Raw genomic sequence first — 15791 nt, 5'->3', positions numbered from 1 at the left:
ACATCGAAAATGGCGTTTCAGCAGCAAAGGCGTATGCATTTGGTTTCGGCGTTCAACACCAAGCAGATCGGTCATATCGACTGTCCGGGCGGCGGTCAGGTCTGGGTCGACGGCAACATCCTCTATATCGGCCACATGCGTCCGCCGAGCGGCACGACGCTGGTCGATATTTCCGACCCGCGCAATCCGCGCAAGATAGCCACGATCGATGTCCCGCCGGGCTGGCACTCGCACAAGGTGCGCGCCAAGGACGGGCTGATGATCATCAACCACGAGCGCTTCGGCAAAGAAGGACCGGCCGACTTCGGCGGCGGGCTGGCGCTCTACGACACGACGCGACCGGCAGAACCGAAACTCATCTCGAAGTGGATGACGGGCGGCCATGGCGTGCATCGCTATGATTATGACGGCCGCTACGCCTATATCTCGCCAACCGCCGACGGCTATGTCGGCAACATCGTAATGATTCTCGACCTGATCGATCCGGTGAACCCGATCGAGGTCGGGCGCTGGTGGATACCCGGCCAGTGGACCGGCGGCGGCGAAGAATACCCATGGCACGACTATGTCACGCCGCGCTGCCACCACCCGCTGCGCATGGGTGACAGGCTCTATGTCAGCTACTGGCATCACGGCCTGTTCATCCTCGACATTTCGGACATCACCAGGCCGAAGCTGGTCTCGCACGTCAATTCGAGCCCGAGCTTTCCGCATCCCACGCACACATGCCTGCCCATTCCGCAGTTGCTCAAGGGGCGCAACATCATGGTGGTGGCGGACGAGGATGTCGCCAAACTCCGACCTTCGGCGCCGGCCTTTACCTGGATCTACGATATCACCGACGAGACGAACCCGTTGCCGATCTCGACGTTCCAGGTGCCAGGGCTCGATCTTGACGGCGCGCCGCAACCGCCGATGACGGGCTGCCATCAGCCTTCCGAACGGTTCAATGGAACCGTCATTCCCTTCGCGTGGTTCGCGCAGGGGCTGCGGCTGGTCGACATCGCTGATCCGTTCGCGCCAAAGGAAGTCGGCCATTTCATGCCCGACGCGCCTGAAGGCGCCGAGCGCTCCTCGTCCAACGACGTGACCATCGACGACCGCGGCATCGTCTACCTGATCGATCGCATCCGTGGCGTCGACATCATCGAAACCAGCGTTCTCTAGGGGGATATGTTGAGCGACAGCACGCGAAAATCCGCCAGCCACTACGCCATCGGCAACAAGAATCCGAACCTGCCGTTTCACCCGGCGGTGCGTGCCGGTGATTTCATCTTCGTCTCGGGCCAGGTGCCGAAGGACGAGAACAACAACATGATCAGCGGCACGATCGAGGAAGAGACGCTGGCCACGCTCAAAACCATCGCGCGCGTCATCGCGCATGAAGGCGCAACGCTGTCCGATGTCGTGCGGATCACCACCTATCTCGAGGATACGCGCGATTTCGGCCGCTACAACAAGGCGTTCCTCGAAGGAATCGGCGACGCAGTGCTGGCGCGCACGACCGTCGAAGCCAAGGCCGTCATCAACACCAAGATCGAAATGGACGCCATCGTCTACAAGCCGCTGCCGGCCGGCAAGTAGGCCTTGGACACAATCGAGGAGACGACATGTACAAGCTCTTAGGCCGCCAGACATCAGGCAACGTCCAGAAGGTGCTCTTCATGCTCGAGGAGCTTGGCGCCGCGTATAAGCGCGAGGACTACGGCCGCCAGTTCGAGAACACGCAGACGGCGGAATACAAGGCGCTCAACCCGACCTCCAAGGTCCCGACGCTGGTCGACGGCGGCACCGTGATCTGGGAGTCCAACACCATCCTGCGCTATCTCGCGGCATCCGGCGGCGAGCATTTGACTGGCGCCACGCCGGCGGAAAAGACCGAGGTCGAGCGCTGGATGGACTTCCTGCTGGCGGCGGTCAATCCCGGCTATCTGGCAGCCTTCAAGGGCGCCAAGCTGACACCCGAGGAACAGACCGCCGAGTACAAGGAACAGGTGAAGGACCTTGTGGCGCAGCTCAAGATCGTCGACGGCCATCTGGCCGGCAAGGACTTCCTGGCGCTTGGCAAGCTGACCCTTGCCGACATCGCCTGCGCGCCGATCCTGAAGCGCTGCGTCGACTTCAAGATCGACCGGCCGTCGCTGCCCAATCTGGAGCGCTGGGTGGCCGCGATCGCCGCTCGGCCGGCCTTCAAGGCGGCAATCGCCGCTGCCCCGGCAAAGGCCGCATGATGATCAAGCGCGCCGCCCTCATCGGATTGGGAACGATGGGTCCCGGCATCGCCGCGCGGCTTTCGCGCGGCGGGCTCGATGTCACGGCGTATGATGTTTCGCAGGCGGCGGTCGAGCGTGCCCGCGGCATGCTTGATCTTGCCGGCGGCGTGCTCGACCGTCTCGACATCACGTCGCCCGGGACAGGCGCCGGCAGCGTGCGTTTCGTCGAGACGATCGCCGAGGCCGTCGATGGCGCCGAACTGGTCATCGAGAATGTGCCGGAGAACATCGACATCAAGGCGCAGACCTATCGTGACATCGATCCGCTGATCGGTCCGTCCGTCATCGTCGCGTCCGACACATCGGGCATCCCGATCACCAAGCTGCAGGCGCACATCTCGCATCCCGAGCGGATGGTCGGCATGCACTGGTCGAACCCACCGCACATCATACCGATGATCGAGGTGATCGGCGGCGAACAGACCGCGCCTGAAACCGTGGCGACGATCCGCGATCTCATTCGCTCGCTCGGCCTGCTGCCGGTGGTGGTGAAAAAGGATGTTCCAGGCTTCGTCGAGAACCGCGTCCTCTATGCGTTGCTGCGCGAGGCCGTCGACCTCGTCGAGCGCGGCGTCATCGAGCCGGAAGACCTCGACACCTGCGTGTCGTGGGGCATCGGCTACAAGATCGCCGTCATCGGTCCGATGGCGCTGCTCGATATGGCGGGCCTCGATATCTACAAGTCGGTCTCGTCCTTCCTGAACGCCGATCTCTCCAATCGCGACGATGTCGCGCCAATGGTGCTGGAGAAGACCGCTGCGTCGAAGTTCGGCATCAAATCGGGCGAGGGCATGTTCTCCTACACACCCGAGCAGGCAAAGGCGCTGCAAGGCGAACGGGCGCGCAAGCTCGTCGCGGTCCGGCGCATCCTGGAAGGCCGGGAGTAGCCAATGTCACACAGTGCGCACGAGGCTGGCCGGGTTGGGGAGTGCCGGCTGGTCCATTGTGCGAAGCGTGCCTTCGCCGGCCACACGTTGAGGGTGCGGCCGACGACAACGCGCGGGGCGACAAGCCATGCGCATTGAAACCATTCGAGCCGCCGGCGACAGGCCAGCCCATATCCGCCATGACGATCTGATCTCCGCCAAAGGCGTTTCGGTGGTCATGGCCCGGCAACTGATACTCCAGAACATCGATCTTTCGGTGCCAAAGGGGTCGTTTGTCTCGCTTATCGGCCCTTCCGGTTGTGGCAAGAGCACCTTGCTCAAGGTGCTGGCCGGGCTGGTGCAGCCGAGCCAGGGCAGCGTTTCGATCGCCGGGCTGGCGCCCGCCGAGGCGGCGCGCAAGCGGATGATCGGCCTCGTCTTTCAGGACGCCAATCTGCTGCCGTGGAAGAACGCCGTCGACAATGCCTCGATGCTGCTGGGTATCGCCGACAGATCGCTGTCGCGCTCAGACCTGCGGGCGCGCGGGCAGGAGATGCTGGAGCTGGTGGGATTGGGCGATTCCGCCCACAAGCGCCCAAACGAACTGTCGGGTGGCATGCGGCAGCGGGTCGCCATCGCACGGGCCCTGGCGCTCGATCCGGCGGTGCTGCTGATGGACGAGCCGTTCGGCGCGCTTGACGCCATCACCCGCGACGCGATGGGCCAGTCGCTGCTGGAGATCTGGCAACGCACCGGCAAGACGATCGTGCTCGTCACCCATTCCATCGACGAGGCCATTCACCTGTCCCGCCATGTTCATGTGCTGGGGATCAAGCCGGGGCGGATAACCGAGAGCCTCGACATTGCACTGCCTTATCCACGCGACCTGTCGGTCACGGAAGATCCGGAGTTCGTCAGGCTGGTGGTTCAGTTGCGGACGATGCTGCGCTCCAGCCATCAACCGGGAGGCACATCTTGAGCGAGCAACCCATCACGGATCTTCCCGAGCCGCGGCTCGTCTCGAACTGGAGCGCGGCAACGGGCAGTTGGCTTCCGGCGGTCATCCTCCTGCTGGCGACAATCGCGGTGTGGGAAGCCGCCGTGCGGATATTTTCCATATCCGCCTTCGTCATTCCCGCCCCATCCGAAATCGCGCAATCGCTGGTCGCGCAATGGGGCACGCTGATGCAGGCGACCCTGGTGACGGCAGGCGAGATCCTGTTCGGCTTCCTGGTCTCGGTCGTGGTCGGCATTGCCATTGCGCTGGTCATTGTCCGCTTCGACTGGTTGGGGCGCGCGCTGTACCCGCTGGTGGTGCTGTTCCAGAACGTGCCCAAGGTCGCGCTTGCGCCGATCTTCATCCTCTGGTTCGGCTACGGGCTCGCGCCCAAGATCGGCCTGATCCTGGTCATCGCCTTCTTCCCGGTGACATTGTCGATGCTGGCGGGCATGCAATCGGTCGACCGTTCGCTGCTGTCGCTGATGAATTCGGTCGGTGCCAGCCCGACGCAGATCCTGCTCAGGATCCGCGTTCCGCACTCGCTGCCGAATCTGATGGCCGGAACCAAGATCGCCGCCACTTTGAGTGTGATCGGCGCCATCGTCGGCGAATTTGCCGGGGCTTCGGACGGCCTCGGCTACGTCATCCAGTTCGCTTCGACGCAGCTCGATACCGCGCTGGTCTTTGCGGCGCTGCTGCTCGTTTCCGTGCTCGGCATCGCCTTCTACTACGCAGCCGAAATTCTCGAACGCATCGTGGTGCCGTGGGCACCCAAATTCAGCCAGGCCTAGGCCTTCGAACAACCAAAATCATACAAGGGAACAACAATGCTGAGACGCTCACTTATCAAGGCCGCTACCCTCGCGGCGTTTGTCGGTGCTATCGGCTTCTCCAACGCGGCTCTGGCGGTCGACAAGGTCAACGTCCAGCTCGACTGGGTGGTGCGCGGCAACCACGCCATGTTCTTCGTTGGCAAGGAAAAGGGCTTTTTCGCCAAGAACGATATCGATGTGGCCGAGATCCGCAAGGGTTCCGGTTCGCCCGACGCAATGCGGCTGGTGGGCAATGAGAACGCCGATTTCGGGTTCGGCGATCTTCCCACGCTCGCCGTTGCACGCTCGCAGAATGTTCCGGTTGTGGCGCTGGCGGCCGTCAATCAGCACTCGCCGCTGGGGATAATTTCGCTGGCCAAGACGGTGAAGCTGGCAAAGCCGTCCGATCTCAAGGGACTGACCATCGGCATTCATCCCGCCGGCTCCACCTACATCTTCTTCAAGGGCTTCCTGGCCGCCAACGGCCTGACCGACAAGGACATGACGCTGAACAGCGTCTCGCCGCCCTATGAAAGCTACCTGCTCCTCGGCCGGGTCCAGACGGTCGTCGGTTATGTCGACGCGGAGGTTCCCGAACTGGAGGCCAAAGCCGGAGGCCCCGGCTCGCTCAGCATCATGATGGGGGCGGACTACGGCTGGAGGGCCTATGGCTCGGGACTGTTCACCTCGCAGGCGATGATCAAGGACAAGCCGGACGTCGTGCGCCGTTTCGTCAAGGCCTACAGGGAGGCCTTCGACTATGTCGCGGCTCATCCGGACGAGGCTGCCGAGATCACGGCCAAGGCAGCGCCCGGCTATGCGGAAAAGAAGGATGTGCTGCTGGCGCAGATCAACGCCGACATCGCCTCGACGTTCAACAGCCCCGACACCAAGGAACACGGCCTCGGCTGGATGACGAAGACGCAGTGGGAGGAAACCTTGAAGACGCTGACTGATCAGGGTGTGCTCAAGGCGGCGTTGTCGGCGGACGATGTCTTCACCGACGCATTCCTGGCAAAAGAATAAGGGGCGCGCGGTGTTCGAACGGACAGCTCGATGAGCGCCTACCGACAGACCAGACTGTCCTGCGCCATGGCGCAGGACACGGCACGCCCGCCTTTCGCCGCGTCGGCGCGGTCCAGCGTGATCTGCACCCGGGTGGCATATGCGCGGCCCGACCGGCCGCACCAAAGCCGCTCGACGGGCAGGTTCTCGCGCTTGTCGTTGAGGATCGTGAACGTGCCGGTCTTCGGATCGAACCAGAGTTCGACGCGGGCGCTTCTGCCGGGTTCGACCGTTGCGATCCCCGCTGAATACCAGTGGGCGAAGTCGGCGTTGCAGGACAGGCCTTCGCTGCCCGCATTCGAAATCGTCAGCGGCACCATGTCGAGCCCGTCGGTGCCCGTGCGGACGGTGACATGGTGCAACTCAACCGCGTTGGCGAAGGAGGAGAACGCCAGCGCCACTGGAAGGACATAACGGATCTTCACTCTGCCTGAACTCCATATGTAATTTGCCTACGCAGTCTATCTCGCTTTCGCGCAATAACAATAAGAATATTGATTGGTAAATCAAACAGAGAGGGTAACATGTTAAAGATTCTTAAGAGCAGTGTAAGTGCAGCTATATTAAGTGGCCTCTTGATGGGCGGCGCGCTTGCCGCCGAGGTCAAGTCGATTGCCATTCTGACGCCCGAAGAAGGCACGGATTATGGCTGGAACCAGCAAGGCATCGACGCCGCCAAGGCGGCAGGCAAAGCCGCCGGCGTCGAAGTGGTCGTCGCCCAGGGCCTCGGCTATGGCGACGTTCGTCCGACATTGCGGGAACTTGCGTCCGACGGCGCCAGCCTGCTGATCGCCCACGCCAGCGGTTACAACACCTCGGCTCCCGAGATCGCCAAGGAATTGAAAGTTCCGGTGGCGATCGTCGACACGCCGAACGGCCTGGAGAAGGGCCTCGTCGCCGACTACACGCTGAGCGGCCACCAGGGCGCCTATCTCGCCGGCCGCCTCGCCGCCAAGATGTCACGCGCGAAGTCGGTCGGCATCGTGGTGTCGGGCGAACCGCCATCGTGGAATTCGCAGTCGGCGGCGTTCGCGCAAGGCGTGAAGGCGGAGAACGCTGACGTCAAGATCACCTATGCGGTGATCGGCCCGGCCGCCTATAGCGATGCGGCCGGCGGCAAGCGCGTCACCGAAAGCGTGATCGCGTCGGGCGCGGACATCATCTTCGGCCAGGGCAACGGTTCAAGCTTCGGCATGCTGCAGGCGGTCGAGACGACCAAGGCCGCCGATGGTGGCAAGGTCTATTTCATCGACGTCATCGGCGACAAATCGCCGATCGACAAGGGCTTCCTGCTGTCGTCGGTGGTGTGGAACATCGAGCCGGTCTATGCGGCGATGATTGCCGACCTGAAGGCCGACACGTTCGGCACCAAACACTATACGATCGGCCTCCAGGACGACTCGGTCAAGCTGTTGAAAACCGCGGCGATCCCGGACAATGTCTGGGCCGAAATCCAGGCGCTGCGCGAAGACGTCATTTCCGGCAAGATCAAGGTCGATCCGGTCTATGACGCGGCCGCCGTCAGGGCGCTGATGACAAGCGTCGCCCAGTAAGGCGATCAAGGTCGGCTGCCGGAGGGGTGATCCATTCACCCCTCCGGACGATTTCCATTTTCTGGTGCTGGGCTTTCATGAGCAGTCTTTCTTCATCGTCTGTTGCCGAGCGCGACATCGTCGCGCTGGAAGGCGTGACCAAACGGTTCCCCGGCATCGTCGCCAATGACGGCATCGATCTGGCGATCCGTCCGGGCGAGGTGCATGTGCTGCTCGGCGAGAACGGCGCCGGAAAGTCCACGTTGATCGGCATGCTGTCCGGCTTGCAGCAGCCGGACGAGGGACGCATATTGGTCGACGGCAAACCGACCCCGATCACCTCGCCACGCCATGCCTTGTCGCTCGGCATCGGCACCGTCTTCCAGCACATGATGTTGGTGCCGACGCTGACCGTGGCTGAGAACCTGTTGCTTGGTGGGCCCTGGTGGCAGCGGCCCAGGACCGAGGAACTGGCGGCGCGCGTCGCCGACATCACCAGCACGCTTGGTATCACGGTGAAATTGCATGCCAAGGTGTCGGAGCTCTCGCTTGGCGAACAGCAACAGGTCGAAATCCTGCGCGCGATGGTCCGCAACAGCCGGTTGCTCATTCTTGACGAGTCCACCTCCATGCTGACGCCGAAAGGCATCGACGAACTGGGCGCGTTGATGCGTCGCCTCGTCGAGCAGGGCCTGGCAATCGTCTTCATCACCCACAAGCTCAAGGAGGCGGCAGCCTTCGGCGACCGCATCTCGGTGCTAAAGCTCGGCCGCAAGGTCGGCGAGATCCCGCCCGAGCGGTTTCGCGCGCTTGGCGAACAGGAGGTCATCTCGGAGATCGTGGAATTGATGTTCGGCAAGCAGAAGGACGATCCGGAAGCTGTCGAACGTCCGGTCCGCACTGTTCGCGCCGACGCGGCCCCGCTGCTTCAGGTCGCGGATCTGGCGGTCGCGCCGACGGACAACGCGCCGGGCCTGTCGTCGATCTCCTTCGACATCCGCCCTGGCGAGATCCTGGGCATAGCCGGCATCGACGGCAACGGCCAGAAGCAGTTGGCGGAGGCACTGGCCGGCCAGCGCGCGGCGACTGGCGGTTCGGTCAGGCTGGACGGCGTTGCCATCGAGACGCTGAGCGTCGGCGAACGCCGCCGGCGCGGTCTACGCTACCTGACCGACGACCGGCTGGGCGAGGGCACTGTCGGAACCTTCCCGGTTTCGATCAACTTCTTTCTCAAGCAGGTCGGCGCGGCCCCGTTCTGGCGCAACGGCATCGAGCAGCGCGCGGAGATCGACAGGCGCGCCGCCCAGCTCGTGCGCGACTACGATGTGCGTACGCCAAGCCTGAAGACGCCCGTCGCGCGGCTGTCCGGCGGCAACATCCAGAAGGTGCTTCTGGCGCGGGAACTGGCGGAAGGCGCCAAGGTGGTGATCTTCAACAAGCCGACCTATGGGCTCGATCTCGCCAACACACTGGCGTCGCGCCAGCGCATCCGCGACACGGCGGCGCGTGGCCTTGCCGTGCTGCTGATCTCCACCGACCTCGAGGAATTGCTGAGCATGTGCGACCGCATCGCCGTCATCGCAAACGGAGCGCTGGTCGGCACCGTCGGGAACGCCGACGATGCCCGCACCAAGGTCGGTCGCCTGATGATCGGACTTGCCGCATGAGCATCGACACCGCACCCACGGTCAGTGCTACCGCGCTCGATGCCACGAGCGGGGCGGCGACGCGCCGTGACATCCTGCATCGGCTGCTGATGACGCTCGGCCCGATCCTCGCCGCTCTCGTCATAGCCGGCTGTATCCTGCTTGCCGTCGGTGTCGATCCATTCGCCTATTATGGCTACGTGCTGGAGAAAGGTCTGTTCTCGCCGCTCGGCATCCAGCAGACGCTGACGCGCATGGCGCCGCTGCTTTTTCTTGCCGCCGGCCTGATCGTGGCCTTTCGCGCGGGCATGTGGAATCTCGGCGGCGACGGCCAGTTCCTGCTCGGCGCGGTGACGGCGGCGGCCAGCGCTCCCGTGTTCATTCAGATCATGCCGTCCTGGTTGGCGCTGATCTGCTCGTTCCTCATTGCCATGGTGGTGGCGATGATCTGGTCGCTGGTGCCGGCCCTGCTGCGTGCTTATCAGGGCGTCAACGAGATCATCACCACGCTGATGATGACGTTCCTCGGGACGTCGCTTGCCAATGTGCTGGTCAAGCTGGTGTTTCGCGATCCAGGCACGACCGTGCCGCAGACCCGTACGCTGCCGGTGGAAGACCGGCTGCCGCGTCTGTTCGAAACGACCATCACCAGCGGCCTGCTGCTTGGGCTGGCGGCGATCATCATCGTGCATCTGGTGATGACGCGCACGGCGTTCGGGCTGAAGCTGAGGATCGTCGGCGCCAATCCGCGCGCGGCTGTTCACTCGGGGCTCGGCGTGCCCGGCCTGACCATCGCCGTCTTCGCCATTTCGGCCGGGCTGGCCGGCCTTGCCGGCGCCGTCGACATCATCGGCGTCCAGGGCAATGTCCGCGCCGACTGGAATCCCGCCTACGGGCTTGCCGTAATTCCCGCGGTGTTTCTTGCCCGCATGAACGGCTTTGCAGCCATCGGTTTCGTGTTCCTGCTTTCGGTGCTTTCGATCGGTGGCGAGAGTGCGGCACGGCGGCTCGGCGTACCCAATCATTTCACGCTGGTGCTGGTCTCCATCGTGCTGGTCGTGCTGGCGCTCGCCGAATATTTCGATCACCGCTACAGCCAGTCGCGGAGGGCTTAGGACATGACCGGGCTCTTCAGCGAAGTCTTTCTCAGCGCGCTCCTGTTCGGCGCCGTCACCGCGGCGATCCCGCTGCTGCTTGCCGGGCTCGGCGAGCAGATGTCCGAGAAGGCGGGCGTGCTCAATATAGGCATCGAAGGCATGATGCTGGCCGGCGCCTATCTCGGCTTTGTCGGCGCCTTCTATTCCGGGTCGCTGTGGCTGGGCTTTCTCACCGGTGCCGCCGGCGGCACAGCGGTGGCGCTTGTCATGGCGCTGCTCTGCGTGCGCATCGGGCTGAACCAGATCGTCATTGGTATCGCGCTGACCCTGGGACTGGAAGGTCTGACGGCACTGCTCCACCATTTCCAGTTTTCGCGCAGCTATCCGCGCCTGCCGGCAGCGGACGCGACGGTCATTCCGCTGCTTTCGGACATTCCGGTCATCGGCCCTGCGTTCTTCAAACAGCATCTGATCGTCTATCTGGCGGTCGCGCTGGTTTTCGGCATGCGCTATGTCTACCGGCGCACGCAGCTAGGCCTCAACCTGCAGGCTGCGGGCGACAAGCCGGCAGCGCTCGATGTCGCCGGCATCGACGTGGTGCGAACCCGCACCATCGCTGTGTTGACGACCGGAGCGCTGGCCGGGCTTGGCGGCGCCTATCTCGCCAATGTCGGGGCCGGGCTGTTCATTCCTTTCATCACCAATGGTGCGGGCTTTCTCGGCATCGTGCTGGCCATGCTGGCGCGCGGCCGCCCGATCTGGGTGCTGTTCGGCGCGTTGCTGTTCGGTATCTGCCTGTCGCTGACCACGGCCATGCAGGTGGCCGGCATCAACATACCGACCGACATTATCCAGATGCTGCCGTTCCTGGCGGTGATGATCATGCTGGTGCTGTTCGGCCGGCGCGCCAGTCTGCCGGCAGCGCTCGGCATTCCATACGAGCGCGGCGCGCGCTGATCACAATCAAGCGCGGACGGGACCCGCGCCAAACAGGAGGCAAGAATGTCGGATACCAAGGTCTACCTGCTCGACGGTGGCTCGCTCGTTCTAGACGGATATCATGTGTTCTGGAACCGAGGCCCTGGCGGCGAAGTGCGCTTCCCCGTTTATTCGATCCTGATCGAGCATGCCGAGGGCCGGTTTCTCATCGACACCGGCTACGACTACGATCACGTGATGAAGGTGCTGCCGTTCGAAAAGCCGATCCAGGAAAAGCACCAGACCATCCCCGGCGCCCTGGCGCTGCTCGGCCTCGAACCGAAGGACATCGACGTCGTCGTCAATTCGCATTTCCATTTCGACCATTGCGGCGGCAACAAGTATTTTGCGCATGCCAAGAAGATCTGTCACCGGACCGAGGTGCCGCAGGCGTGCAATCCCCAGCCCTTTGAACATCTCGGCTATTCCGATCTGAGCTTCTCGGCGGAAGCGGCGGAGGCGCGCGGCGCGACCGCGCAGTTGCTGGAGGGCACGACGCGCGCCAACTCGACCTTCGAGGGCATCGACGGCGACGTCGAGCTTGCAAGGGGCGTCAAGCTGATCGCGACGCCTGGCCATTCGATCGGCCACTACAGCCTCCTGGTGGAGTTCCCCAAGCGCAAGCCGATCATGTTCACGATCGATGCCGCCTATACACAGAAGAGCCTTGAAACATTGTGCCAGGCGGCCTTTCACATCGATCCGGTGGCGGGCGTCAATTCGATGCGCAAGGTCAAGAAGCTGGCCGAGGACCATGGCGCCGAGCTGATGTATTCGCACGACATGGACAACTTCAAGACCTACAGGACCGGCACGCAATTCTACGGCTGACCGTCACCAATGCGGAGACAAGACCATGCGCTATTTTGACCATGCCGAACCGGTCATCACACTCACCTCGGGGCCGGTGAACGCCTATCCTGATGTGCTACGCGGCCTCGGCCGCACGGTGCTCTACGACTACGACCCGGCGTTCCAGCTCTTCTACGAGAAGGTGGTCGACAAGGCGCAGAAGGCGATGCGGCTGTCGAACAAGCCGGTCATTCTGCATGGTGAGCCGGTGCTGGGCCTCGAGGCCGCCGCGGCCTCCCTGATCGCGCCCGACGATGTCGTGCTCAACCTTGCCTCCGGCGTTTACGGCAAGGGGTTTGGCTATTGGGCGAAGCGCTATTCGCCCCATCTGCTCGAGATCGAGGTGCCCTACAACGAGGCGATCGACCCGCAGGCGGTTGCGGCGATGCTGAAAGCGCATCCGGAAATCACCATCGTTTCCGTCTGCCACCACGACACGCCGTCCGGCACCATCAATCCCATCGACGCCATCGGCGCGCTGGTTTCGGCGCATGGCGGTTATCTCATCGTCGACGCTGTCTCCTCCTTCGGCGGCATGAAGACGCATCCGCAGGATTGCAAGGCCGATATCTATGTCACCGGCCCGAACAAATGCCTGGGCGCGCCTCCCGGGCTCACGATGATGGGTGTCAGCGAGCGGGCCTGGGCCAAGATGAAGGCAAATCCCCTGGCGCCGCGCGCTTCGATGCTGAGCATCGTCGACTGGGAAAATGCGTGGTCGAGGGACGAGCCGTTTCCGTTCACGCCGTCCGTCTCCGAGATGAGCGGGCTCGACGTCGCGCTCGACCTCTACCTTGGTGAGGGACCGGAGGCGGTGTGGGCGCGCCACGCGCTCACGGCCAAGGCCATGCGCGCCGGCGTCGCCGCGATGGGCCTGTCGATCTGGGCCGCCAGCGACAAGATCGCATCGCCGACCACGACCGCTGTCCGCACGCCCGAAGGCGTCGACGAGAAGGCGCTTCGCCAGGCCGCGCGCGCCCGCTACGGTGTGGTGTTTTCGTCGGGCCGCGGCGAAACATTGGGGAAGCTGACACGTATCGGCCACATGGGTCCGACCGCCCAGCCGATCTATGCGATCGCGGCGCTGACGGCACTTGGCGGTGCCATGAACGCGGCCGGCCAGAAGCTGATGGTCGGCAAGGGTATCGACGCGGCGCTGGCCGTGATCGATGCCGATGCATGAACAGACATCACCAGATCACGGATTGAGGGAGCATTTTCATGACTGAACGGCTTGCGGGAAAAACGGCCTTGGTTACGGGCGCCGCGCAGGGTATCGGCAAGGCGATCGCAGTGCGGTTGGCCGTCGACGGCGCGACCGTCATCGTCAGCGACATCAACGCGGAAGGCGCCAAGCTGGTGGCGGCGTCGATCGGTGGAAAGGCGAAGGCGATTGCCGCCGACATTTCCGATCCGGCATCCGTCAAGGCGCTCTTCGCTGAAATCCAGGCCCTGACCGGGGGCATCGATATCCTGGTCAACAATGCCAGCATCGTGCCGTTCGTCGCCTGGGACGATGTCGATCTCGACCATTGGCGCAAGATCATCGACGTCAATCTGACAGGTACCTTCATCGTCAGCCGCGCCGGCACGGACCAGATGCGTGCCGCAGGCAAGGCCGGACGGGTGATCAGCATCGCATCCAACACCTTCTTTGCCGGCACACCGAACATGGCGGCCTATGTCGCCGCCAAGGGCGGCGTCATCGGCTTCACCAGGGCGCTCGCCACGGAGCTCGGCAAATACAACATCACCGCCAATGCGGTAACGCCTGGCCTGATCGAGAGCGACGGCGTCAAGTCGAGCCCACACAACGAGGCGTTCGGCTTCGTCGAGATGCTTCAGGCGATGAAAGGCAAGGGGCAGCCGGAACATATCGCCGATGTGGTTTCGTTCCTGGCCTCCGACGATGCGCGCTGGATCACCGGCCAGACGCTCAATGTCGACGCCGGGATGGTGCGCCACTAGAGCAATTCCAGGAAAAGTGTGAAACGGTTTTCCCGGGAAAAGCGCATAGCGCTTTCCCTTGGGAATTGCGTCAAAACAAAGAAATAGCCCGTCGCGTCCCAAAACCACTGCACACTTGGGCGCCTTGCATCGGGTCGCAACAGCGGACGGGCGCGGCCAAAAGTGTCCGCCAGGCTGTGTCTTGGACGGCCATTCAAGGGGAAATCATGGTGAACTTCGGATTCGACACGTCGATATTCGACGGGCTGACGATTGCAATGCTGGTCGCCGGTCTGGCCATCACCGGCGTGGCGTCCGGTGTGCTGGCCGGCATGCTGGGCGTCGGCGGCGGAATCGTCATCGTCCCGGTGCTGTTCTGGGTGCTTGCGCTGTTTCACTTTTCACCGGCCGTGACCAGCCATCTGGCGGTCGCGACGTCGCTTGCGGTCATTATTCCGACCTCGATCTCATCGATGCGGTCGCACAACAAGCGCGGCAATGTCGATCGACCCCTGCTCAGGGGGGCCGGCCATTTTCGCCAGTGCCCTCGTCGGCGGCATCATGTCGAAATTCATTCCCGGCGCCGGCCTGCGGCTGGTTTTCGGCGTCGTCGGCCTGCTGGTGGCCGTCAACATGGCGATGCCGAAGAACCTCGTGCTCTCCGATCACCTGCCGCGAAGCGGCTGGATCAACCGTGCGATTGCCGCTGTCATCGGCTTTGTCTCTTCGCTCATGGGAATTGGCGGCGGCACGCTGTCGGTACCGACGCTTTCCAGCTTTTCCTTTCCGGTCCATCGGGCCGTCGGCACGTCGTCGGCGCTTGGCCTTCTTATCGCGCTTCCGGCGGTGGCCGGCTTCATCTGGTCGGGTCTCGAGGTTGCTGGCAGGCCTCCGCTTAGTCTGGGTTACGTCAGCCTGCCGGCCGTTGCCGTCATAGCGCCCATCAGCTTTCTGTTCGCACCCTTGGGTGCAAGGCTCTCCCACGCGCTAAACCCGCGTTATCTGAAACTTGCCTTTGCATTCTTCCTGGCGATCACTGCCGGGAGAATGTTGCTTTCCTGAATCCCGGCTGTCGATCAACTCGTTCACCAACCGAAGGATATCGCGGTGGCCGCATTCGCCCCGGAGCCCGCCTTGAGCCTGGCGCGGGTTTCCAATCCCCACTTCGATCAGATGTAGGGGCGGTTGGCGCGCCAGGGACGACAGGTGCTAAGCGGTCTTGCGTTTCGGCGAGGCGCTCTTTTCAGGCGTCCCCAACCCTTCCTGTTTGAGGCTCTTTTCAGCACCTCGGCCAGGTTGATGACGTTCTCTTTCGGTTTCGGCGGTTGCTTGCCGTTCAACACAATGAGACGCGACCAATGTACAAAATCGTACATCCACGACATCGATCTCGACTCTGAGCTTGCCTTCAAGGAAACTAAGCCGGGGAGGAAGCTCGATGCGGCCATTGCCACGCAACGTCGATGCCGATGCGGTGCTGGCGATCGGCGCCTACCTTGACGATCAGGCACATTCCGTCCCGATATCCATTCGCGGCAGCATTGACGAGGTTCGCAAGCGAGCCGGTACAAGTTTGTCCGACCATCAATTGGAAGAGCTCATCATCGAAAGCGCCGCAGCTAGGCATCTCTCGCTGTTGCTTGACGTCCGCCAGGCCAAGGGCGACAGCAGGCTTCCCTGACAGGTTCGCAACACCTATCTCTACCCAACGAGCAACACGGGC

Annotated in this window: 18 protein-coding genes and 1 pseudogene; 17 read left to right on the top strand and 2 right to left on the bottom strand. The window is 63.0% G+C overall.

Annotated elements, in window-relative coordinates:
• Positions 1 to 33 precede the first annotated feature (33 nt).
• The 7 genes from ACFFNA_RS31655 to ACFFNA_RS31625 all read left to right on the top strand — a co-directional run bounded on the left by ACFFNA_RS31655 (position 34) and on the right by ACFFNA_RS31625 (position 5977).
• Positions 34 to 1167 carry an LVIVD repeat-containing protein gene (locus ACFFNA_RS31655; RefSeq protein WP_378923709.1) on the top strand — a complete coding sequence of 378 codons (1134 nt, stop codon included), beginning with the start codon at positions 34 to 36 and terminating at the stop codon, positions 1165 to 1167.
• A 6-nt stretch (positions 1168 to 1173) separates the two neighbouring features.
• Complete coding sequence (locus tag ACFFNA_RS31650; protein ID WP_111546110.1) at positions 1174 to 1584, top strand: RidA family protein; 411 nt, start codon at positions 1174 to 1176, stop codon at positions 1582 to 1584.
• Between the two features lie 26 nt (positions 1585 to 1610).
• Positions 1611 to 2231 carry a glutathione S-transferase family protein gene (locus ACFFNA_RS31645; RefSeq protein ID WP_111546111.1) on the top strand — a complete coding sequence of 207 codons (621 nt, stop codon included), beginning with the start codon at positions 1611 to 1613 and terminating at the stop codon, positions 2229 to 2231.
• On the top strand, positions 2231 to 3160 hold the full coding sequence (gene fhmpcd1 / locus ACFFNA_RS31640) for a 5-formyl-3-hydroxy-2-methylpyridine 4-carboxylate 5-dehydrogenase (protein WP_378923844.1): 930 nt from the start codon (positions 2231 to 2233) through the stop codon (positions 3158 to 3160). The genes ACFFNA_RS31645 and fhmpcd1 overlap by 1 nt, the downstream gene beginning before the upstream one ends.
• A gap of 127 nt (positions 3161 to 3287) precedes the next feature.
• Positions 3288 to 4118: an ABC transporter ATP-binding protein gene (locus ACFFNA_RS31635; protein WP_378923708.1), complete on the top strand. Its 831-nt coding sequence runs from the start codon at positions 3288 to 3290 to the stop codon at positions 4116 to 4118.
• Positions 4115 to 4930 carry an ABC transporter permease gene (locus ACFFNA_RS31630; RefSeq protein WP_378923707.1) on the top strand — a complete coding sequence of 272 codons (816 nt, stop codon included), beginning with the start codon at positions 4115 to 4117 and terminating at the stop codon, positions 4928 to 4930. The genes ACFFNA_RS31635 and ACFFNA_RS31630 overlap by 4 nt, the downstream gene beginning before the upstream one ends.
• 36 nt (positions 4931 to 4966) lie before the next feature.
• Positions 4967 to 5977 (top strand): ABC transporter substrate-binding protein, encoded by a 1011-nt coding sequence (locus ACFFNA_RS31625; protein ID WP_378923706.1) that lies wholly within the window; start codon positions 4967 to 4969, stop codon positions 5975 to 5977.
• A 38-nt stretch (positions 5978 to 6015) separates the two neighbouring features.
• On the opposite strand, the gene ACFFNA_RS31620 is transcribed toward ACFFNA_RS31625, so the two are convergent.
• Entirely contained in the window at positions 6016 to 6441 is a 426-nt protein-coding gene (locus ACFFNA_RS31620) for a hypothetical protein (protein WP_111546115.1), read from the bottom strand.
• A 99-nt stretch (positions 6442 to 6540) separates the two neighbouring features.
• On the opposite strand from ACFFNA_RS31620, the gene ACFFNA_RS31615 reads away from it, so the two are divergent.
• From ACFFNA_RS31615 to pldH, 7 genes are all read left to right on the top strand, one after another.
• On the top strand, positions 6541 to 7569 hold the full coding sequence (locus ACFFNA_RS31615) for a putative B6 ABC transporter substrate-binding protein (RefSeq protein ID WP_378923705.1): 1029 nt from the start codon (positions 6541 to 6543) through the stop codon (positions 7567 to 7569).
• 77 nt (positions 7570 to 7646) lie between these two features.
• Positions 7647 to 9215: a putative B6 ABC transporter ATP-binding protein gene (locus ACFFNA_RS31610; RefSeq protein ID WP_378923704.1), complete on the top strand. Its 1569-nt coding sequence runs from the start codon at positions 7647 to 7649 to the stop codon at positions 9213 to 9215.
• On the top strand, positions 9212 to 10309 hold the full coding sequence (locus tag ACFFNA_RS31605) for a putative B6 ABC transporter permease subunit 2 (RefSeq protein ID WP_378923703.1): 1098 nt from the start codon (positions 9212 to 9214) through the stop codon (positions 10307 to 10309). Before ACFFNA_RS31610 ends, ACFFNA_RS31605 begins: the two co-directional genes overlap by 4 nt.
• A gap of 3 nt (positions 10310 to 10312) precedes the next feature.
• The gene (locus tag ACFFNA_RS31600) at positions 10313 to 11248 is read left to right on the top strand and encodes a putative B6 ABC transporter permease subunit 1 (RefSeq protein ID WP_378923702.1); all 936 of its coding nucleotides are present in this window, start codon (positions 10313 to 10315) and stop codon (positions 11246 to 11248) included.
• 45 nt (positions 11249 to 11293) lie between these two features.
• A complete protein-coding gene (gene pldA / locus ACFFNA_RS31595; RefSeq protein ID WP_378923701.1) occupies positions 11294 to 12100 on the top strand; it encodes a 4-pyridoxolactonase in 807 nt (268 codons plus the stop codon).
• Positions 12101 to 12125: 25 nt separating this feature from the next.
• Entirely contained in the window at positions 12126 to 13304 is a 1179-nt protein-coding gene (ppaT, locus tag ACFFNA_RS31590; RefSeq protein ID WP_378923700.1) for a pyridoxamine--pyruvate transaminase, read from the top strand.
• Between the two features lie 38 nt (positions 13305 to 13342).
• Positions 13343 to 14089, top strand: a complete 747-nt coding sequence (pldH, locus tag ACFFNA_RS31585) for a pyridoxal 4-dehydrogenase, SDR-type (RefSeq protein WP_111546122.1) — start codon at positions 13343 to 13345, stop codon at positions 14087 to 14089.
• Here pldH and ACFFNA_RS31580 read toward each other — a convergent pair.
• The gene (locus ACFFNA_RS31580) at positions 14086 to 14466 is read right to left on the bottom strand and encodes a hypothetical protein (RefSeq protein ID WP_378923699.1); all 381 of its coding nucleotides are present in this window, start codon (positions 14464 to 14466) and stop codon (positions 14086 to 14088) included. The genes pldH and ACFFNA_RS31580 overlap by 4 nt on opposite strands.
• On the opposite strand from ACFFNA_RS31580, the pseudogene ACFFNA_RS31575 reads away from it, so the two are divergent.
• From ACFFNA_RS31575 to ACFFNA_RS31565, 3 genes and pseudogenes are all read left to right on the top strand, one after another.
• A pseudogene (locus ACFFNA_RS31575) lies at positions 14422 to 14529 on the top strand (sulfite exporter TauE/SafE family protein); the annotation flags it as partial. The gene ACFFNA_RS31580 and the pseudogene ACFFNA_RS31575 overlap by 45 nt on opposite strands.
• A gap of 37 nt (positions 14530 to 14566) precedes the next feature.
• Positions 14567 to 15130 (top strand): sulfite exporter TauE/SafE family protein, encoded by a 564-nt coding sequence (locus ACFFNA_RS31570; RefSeq protein WP_378923698.1) that lies wholly within the window; start codon positions 14567 to 14569, stop codon positions 15128 to 15130.
• A gap of 376 nt (positions 15131 to 15506) precedes the next feature.
• Complete coding sequence (locus ACFFNA_RS31565; protein ID WP_378923697.1) at positions 15507 to 15749, top strand: hypothetical protein; 243 nt, start codon at positions 15507 to 15509, stop codon at positions 15747 to 15749.
• The last annotated feature ends 42 nt before the right edge of the window (positions 15750 to 15791 follow it).

Origin of the sequence: Mesorhizobium kowhaii, assembly GCF_042431665.1 — a bacterium.
In the GTDB taxonomy this organism is placed as follows: Bacteria; Pseudomonadota; Alphaproteobacteria; order Rhizobiales; family Rhizobiaceae; genus Mesorhizobium; species Mesorhizobium kowhaii.
The sequence above is the reverse complement of the archived record's forward strand: the minus strand, read 5'-3'. Positions and strand labels throughout refer to the sequence as shown.

What these genes read in the sequence shown, in the direction of transcription:
- ACFFNA_RS31655 (WP_378923709.1), top strand. Translation starts at nt 34, where the DNA reads ATGCATTTGGTTTCGGCGTTCAACACCAAGCAGATCGGTCATATCGAC.
- ppaT (WP_378923700.1), top strand. Translation starts at nt 12,126, where the DNA reads ATGCGCTATTTTGACCATGCCGAACCGGTCATCACACTCACCTCGGGG.
- pldA (WP_378923701.1), top strand. Translation starts at nt 11,294, where the DNA reads ATGTCGGATACCAAGGTCTACCTGCTCGACGGTGGCTCGCTCGTTCTA.
- ACFFNA_RS31615 (WP_378923705.1), top strand. Translation starts at nt 6,541, where the DNA reads ATGTTAAAGATTCTTAAGAGCAGTGTAAGTGCAGCTATATTAAGTGGC.
- ACFFNA_RS31625 (WP_378923706.1), top strand. Translation starts at nt 4,967, where the DNA reads ATGCTGAGACGCTCACTTATCAAGGCCGCTACCCTCGCGGCGTTTGTC.
- ACFFNA_RS31600 (WP_378923702.1), top strand. Translation starts at nt 10,313, where the DNA reads ATGACCGGGCTCTTCAGCGAAGTCTTTCTCAGCGCGCTCCTGTTCGGC.
- ACFFNA_RS31645 (WP_111546111.1), top strand. Translation starts at nt 1,611, where the DNA reads ATGTACAAGCTCTTAGGCCGCCAGACATCAGGCAACGTCCAGAAGGTG.
- fhmpcd1 (WP_378923844.1), top strand. Translation starts at nt 2,231, where the DNA reads ATGATCAAGCGCGCCGCCCTCATCGGATTGGGAACGATGGGTCCCGGC.
- ACFFNA_RS31635 (WP_378923708.1), top strand. Translation starts at nt 3,288, where the DNA reads ATGCGCATTGAAACCATTCGAGCCGCCGGCGACAGGCCAGCCCATATC.
- ACFFNA_RS31565 (WP_378923697.1), top strand. Translation starts at nt 15,507, where the DNA reads ATGCGGCCATTGCCACGCAACGTCGATGCCGATGCGGTGCTGGCGATC.
- ACFFNA_RS31570 (WP_378923698.1), top strand. Translation starts at nt 14,567, where the DNA reads ATGTCGATCGACCCCTGCTCAGGGGGGCCGGCCATTTTCGCCAGTGCC.
- ACFFNA_RS31605 (WP_378923703.1), top strand. Translation starts at nt 9,212, where the DNA reads ATGAGCATCGACACCGCACCCACGGTCAGTGCTACCGCGCTCGATGCC.
- ACFFNA_RS31610 (WP_378923704.1), top strand. Translation starts at nt 7,647, where the DNA reads ATGAGCAGTCTTTCTTCATCGTCTGTTGCCGAGCGCGACATCGTCGCG.
- ACFFNA_RS31650 (WP_111546110.1), top strand. Translation starts at nt 1,174, where the DNA reads ATGTTGAGCGACAGCACGCGAAAATCCGCCAGCCACTACGCCATCGGC.
- pldH (WP_111546122.1), top strand. Translation starts at nt 13,343, where the DNA reads ATGACTGAACGGCTTGCGGGAAAAACGGCCTTGGTTACGGGCGCCGCG.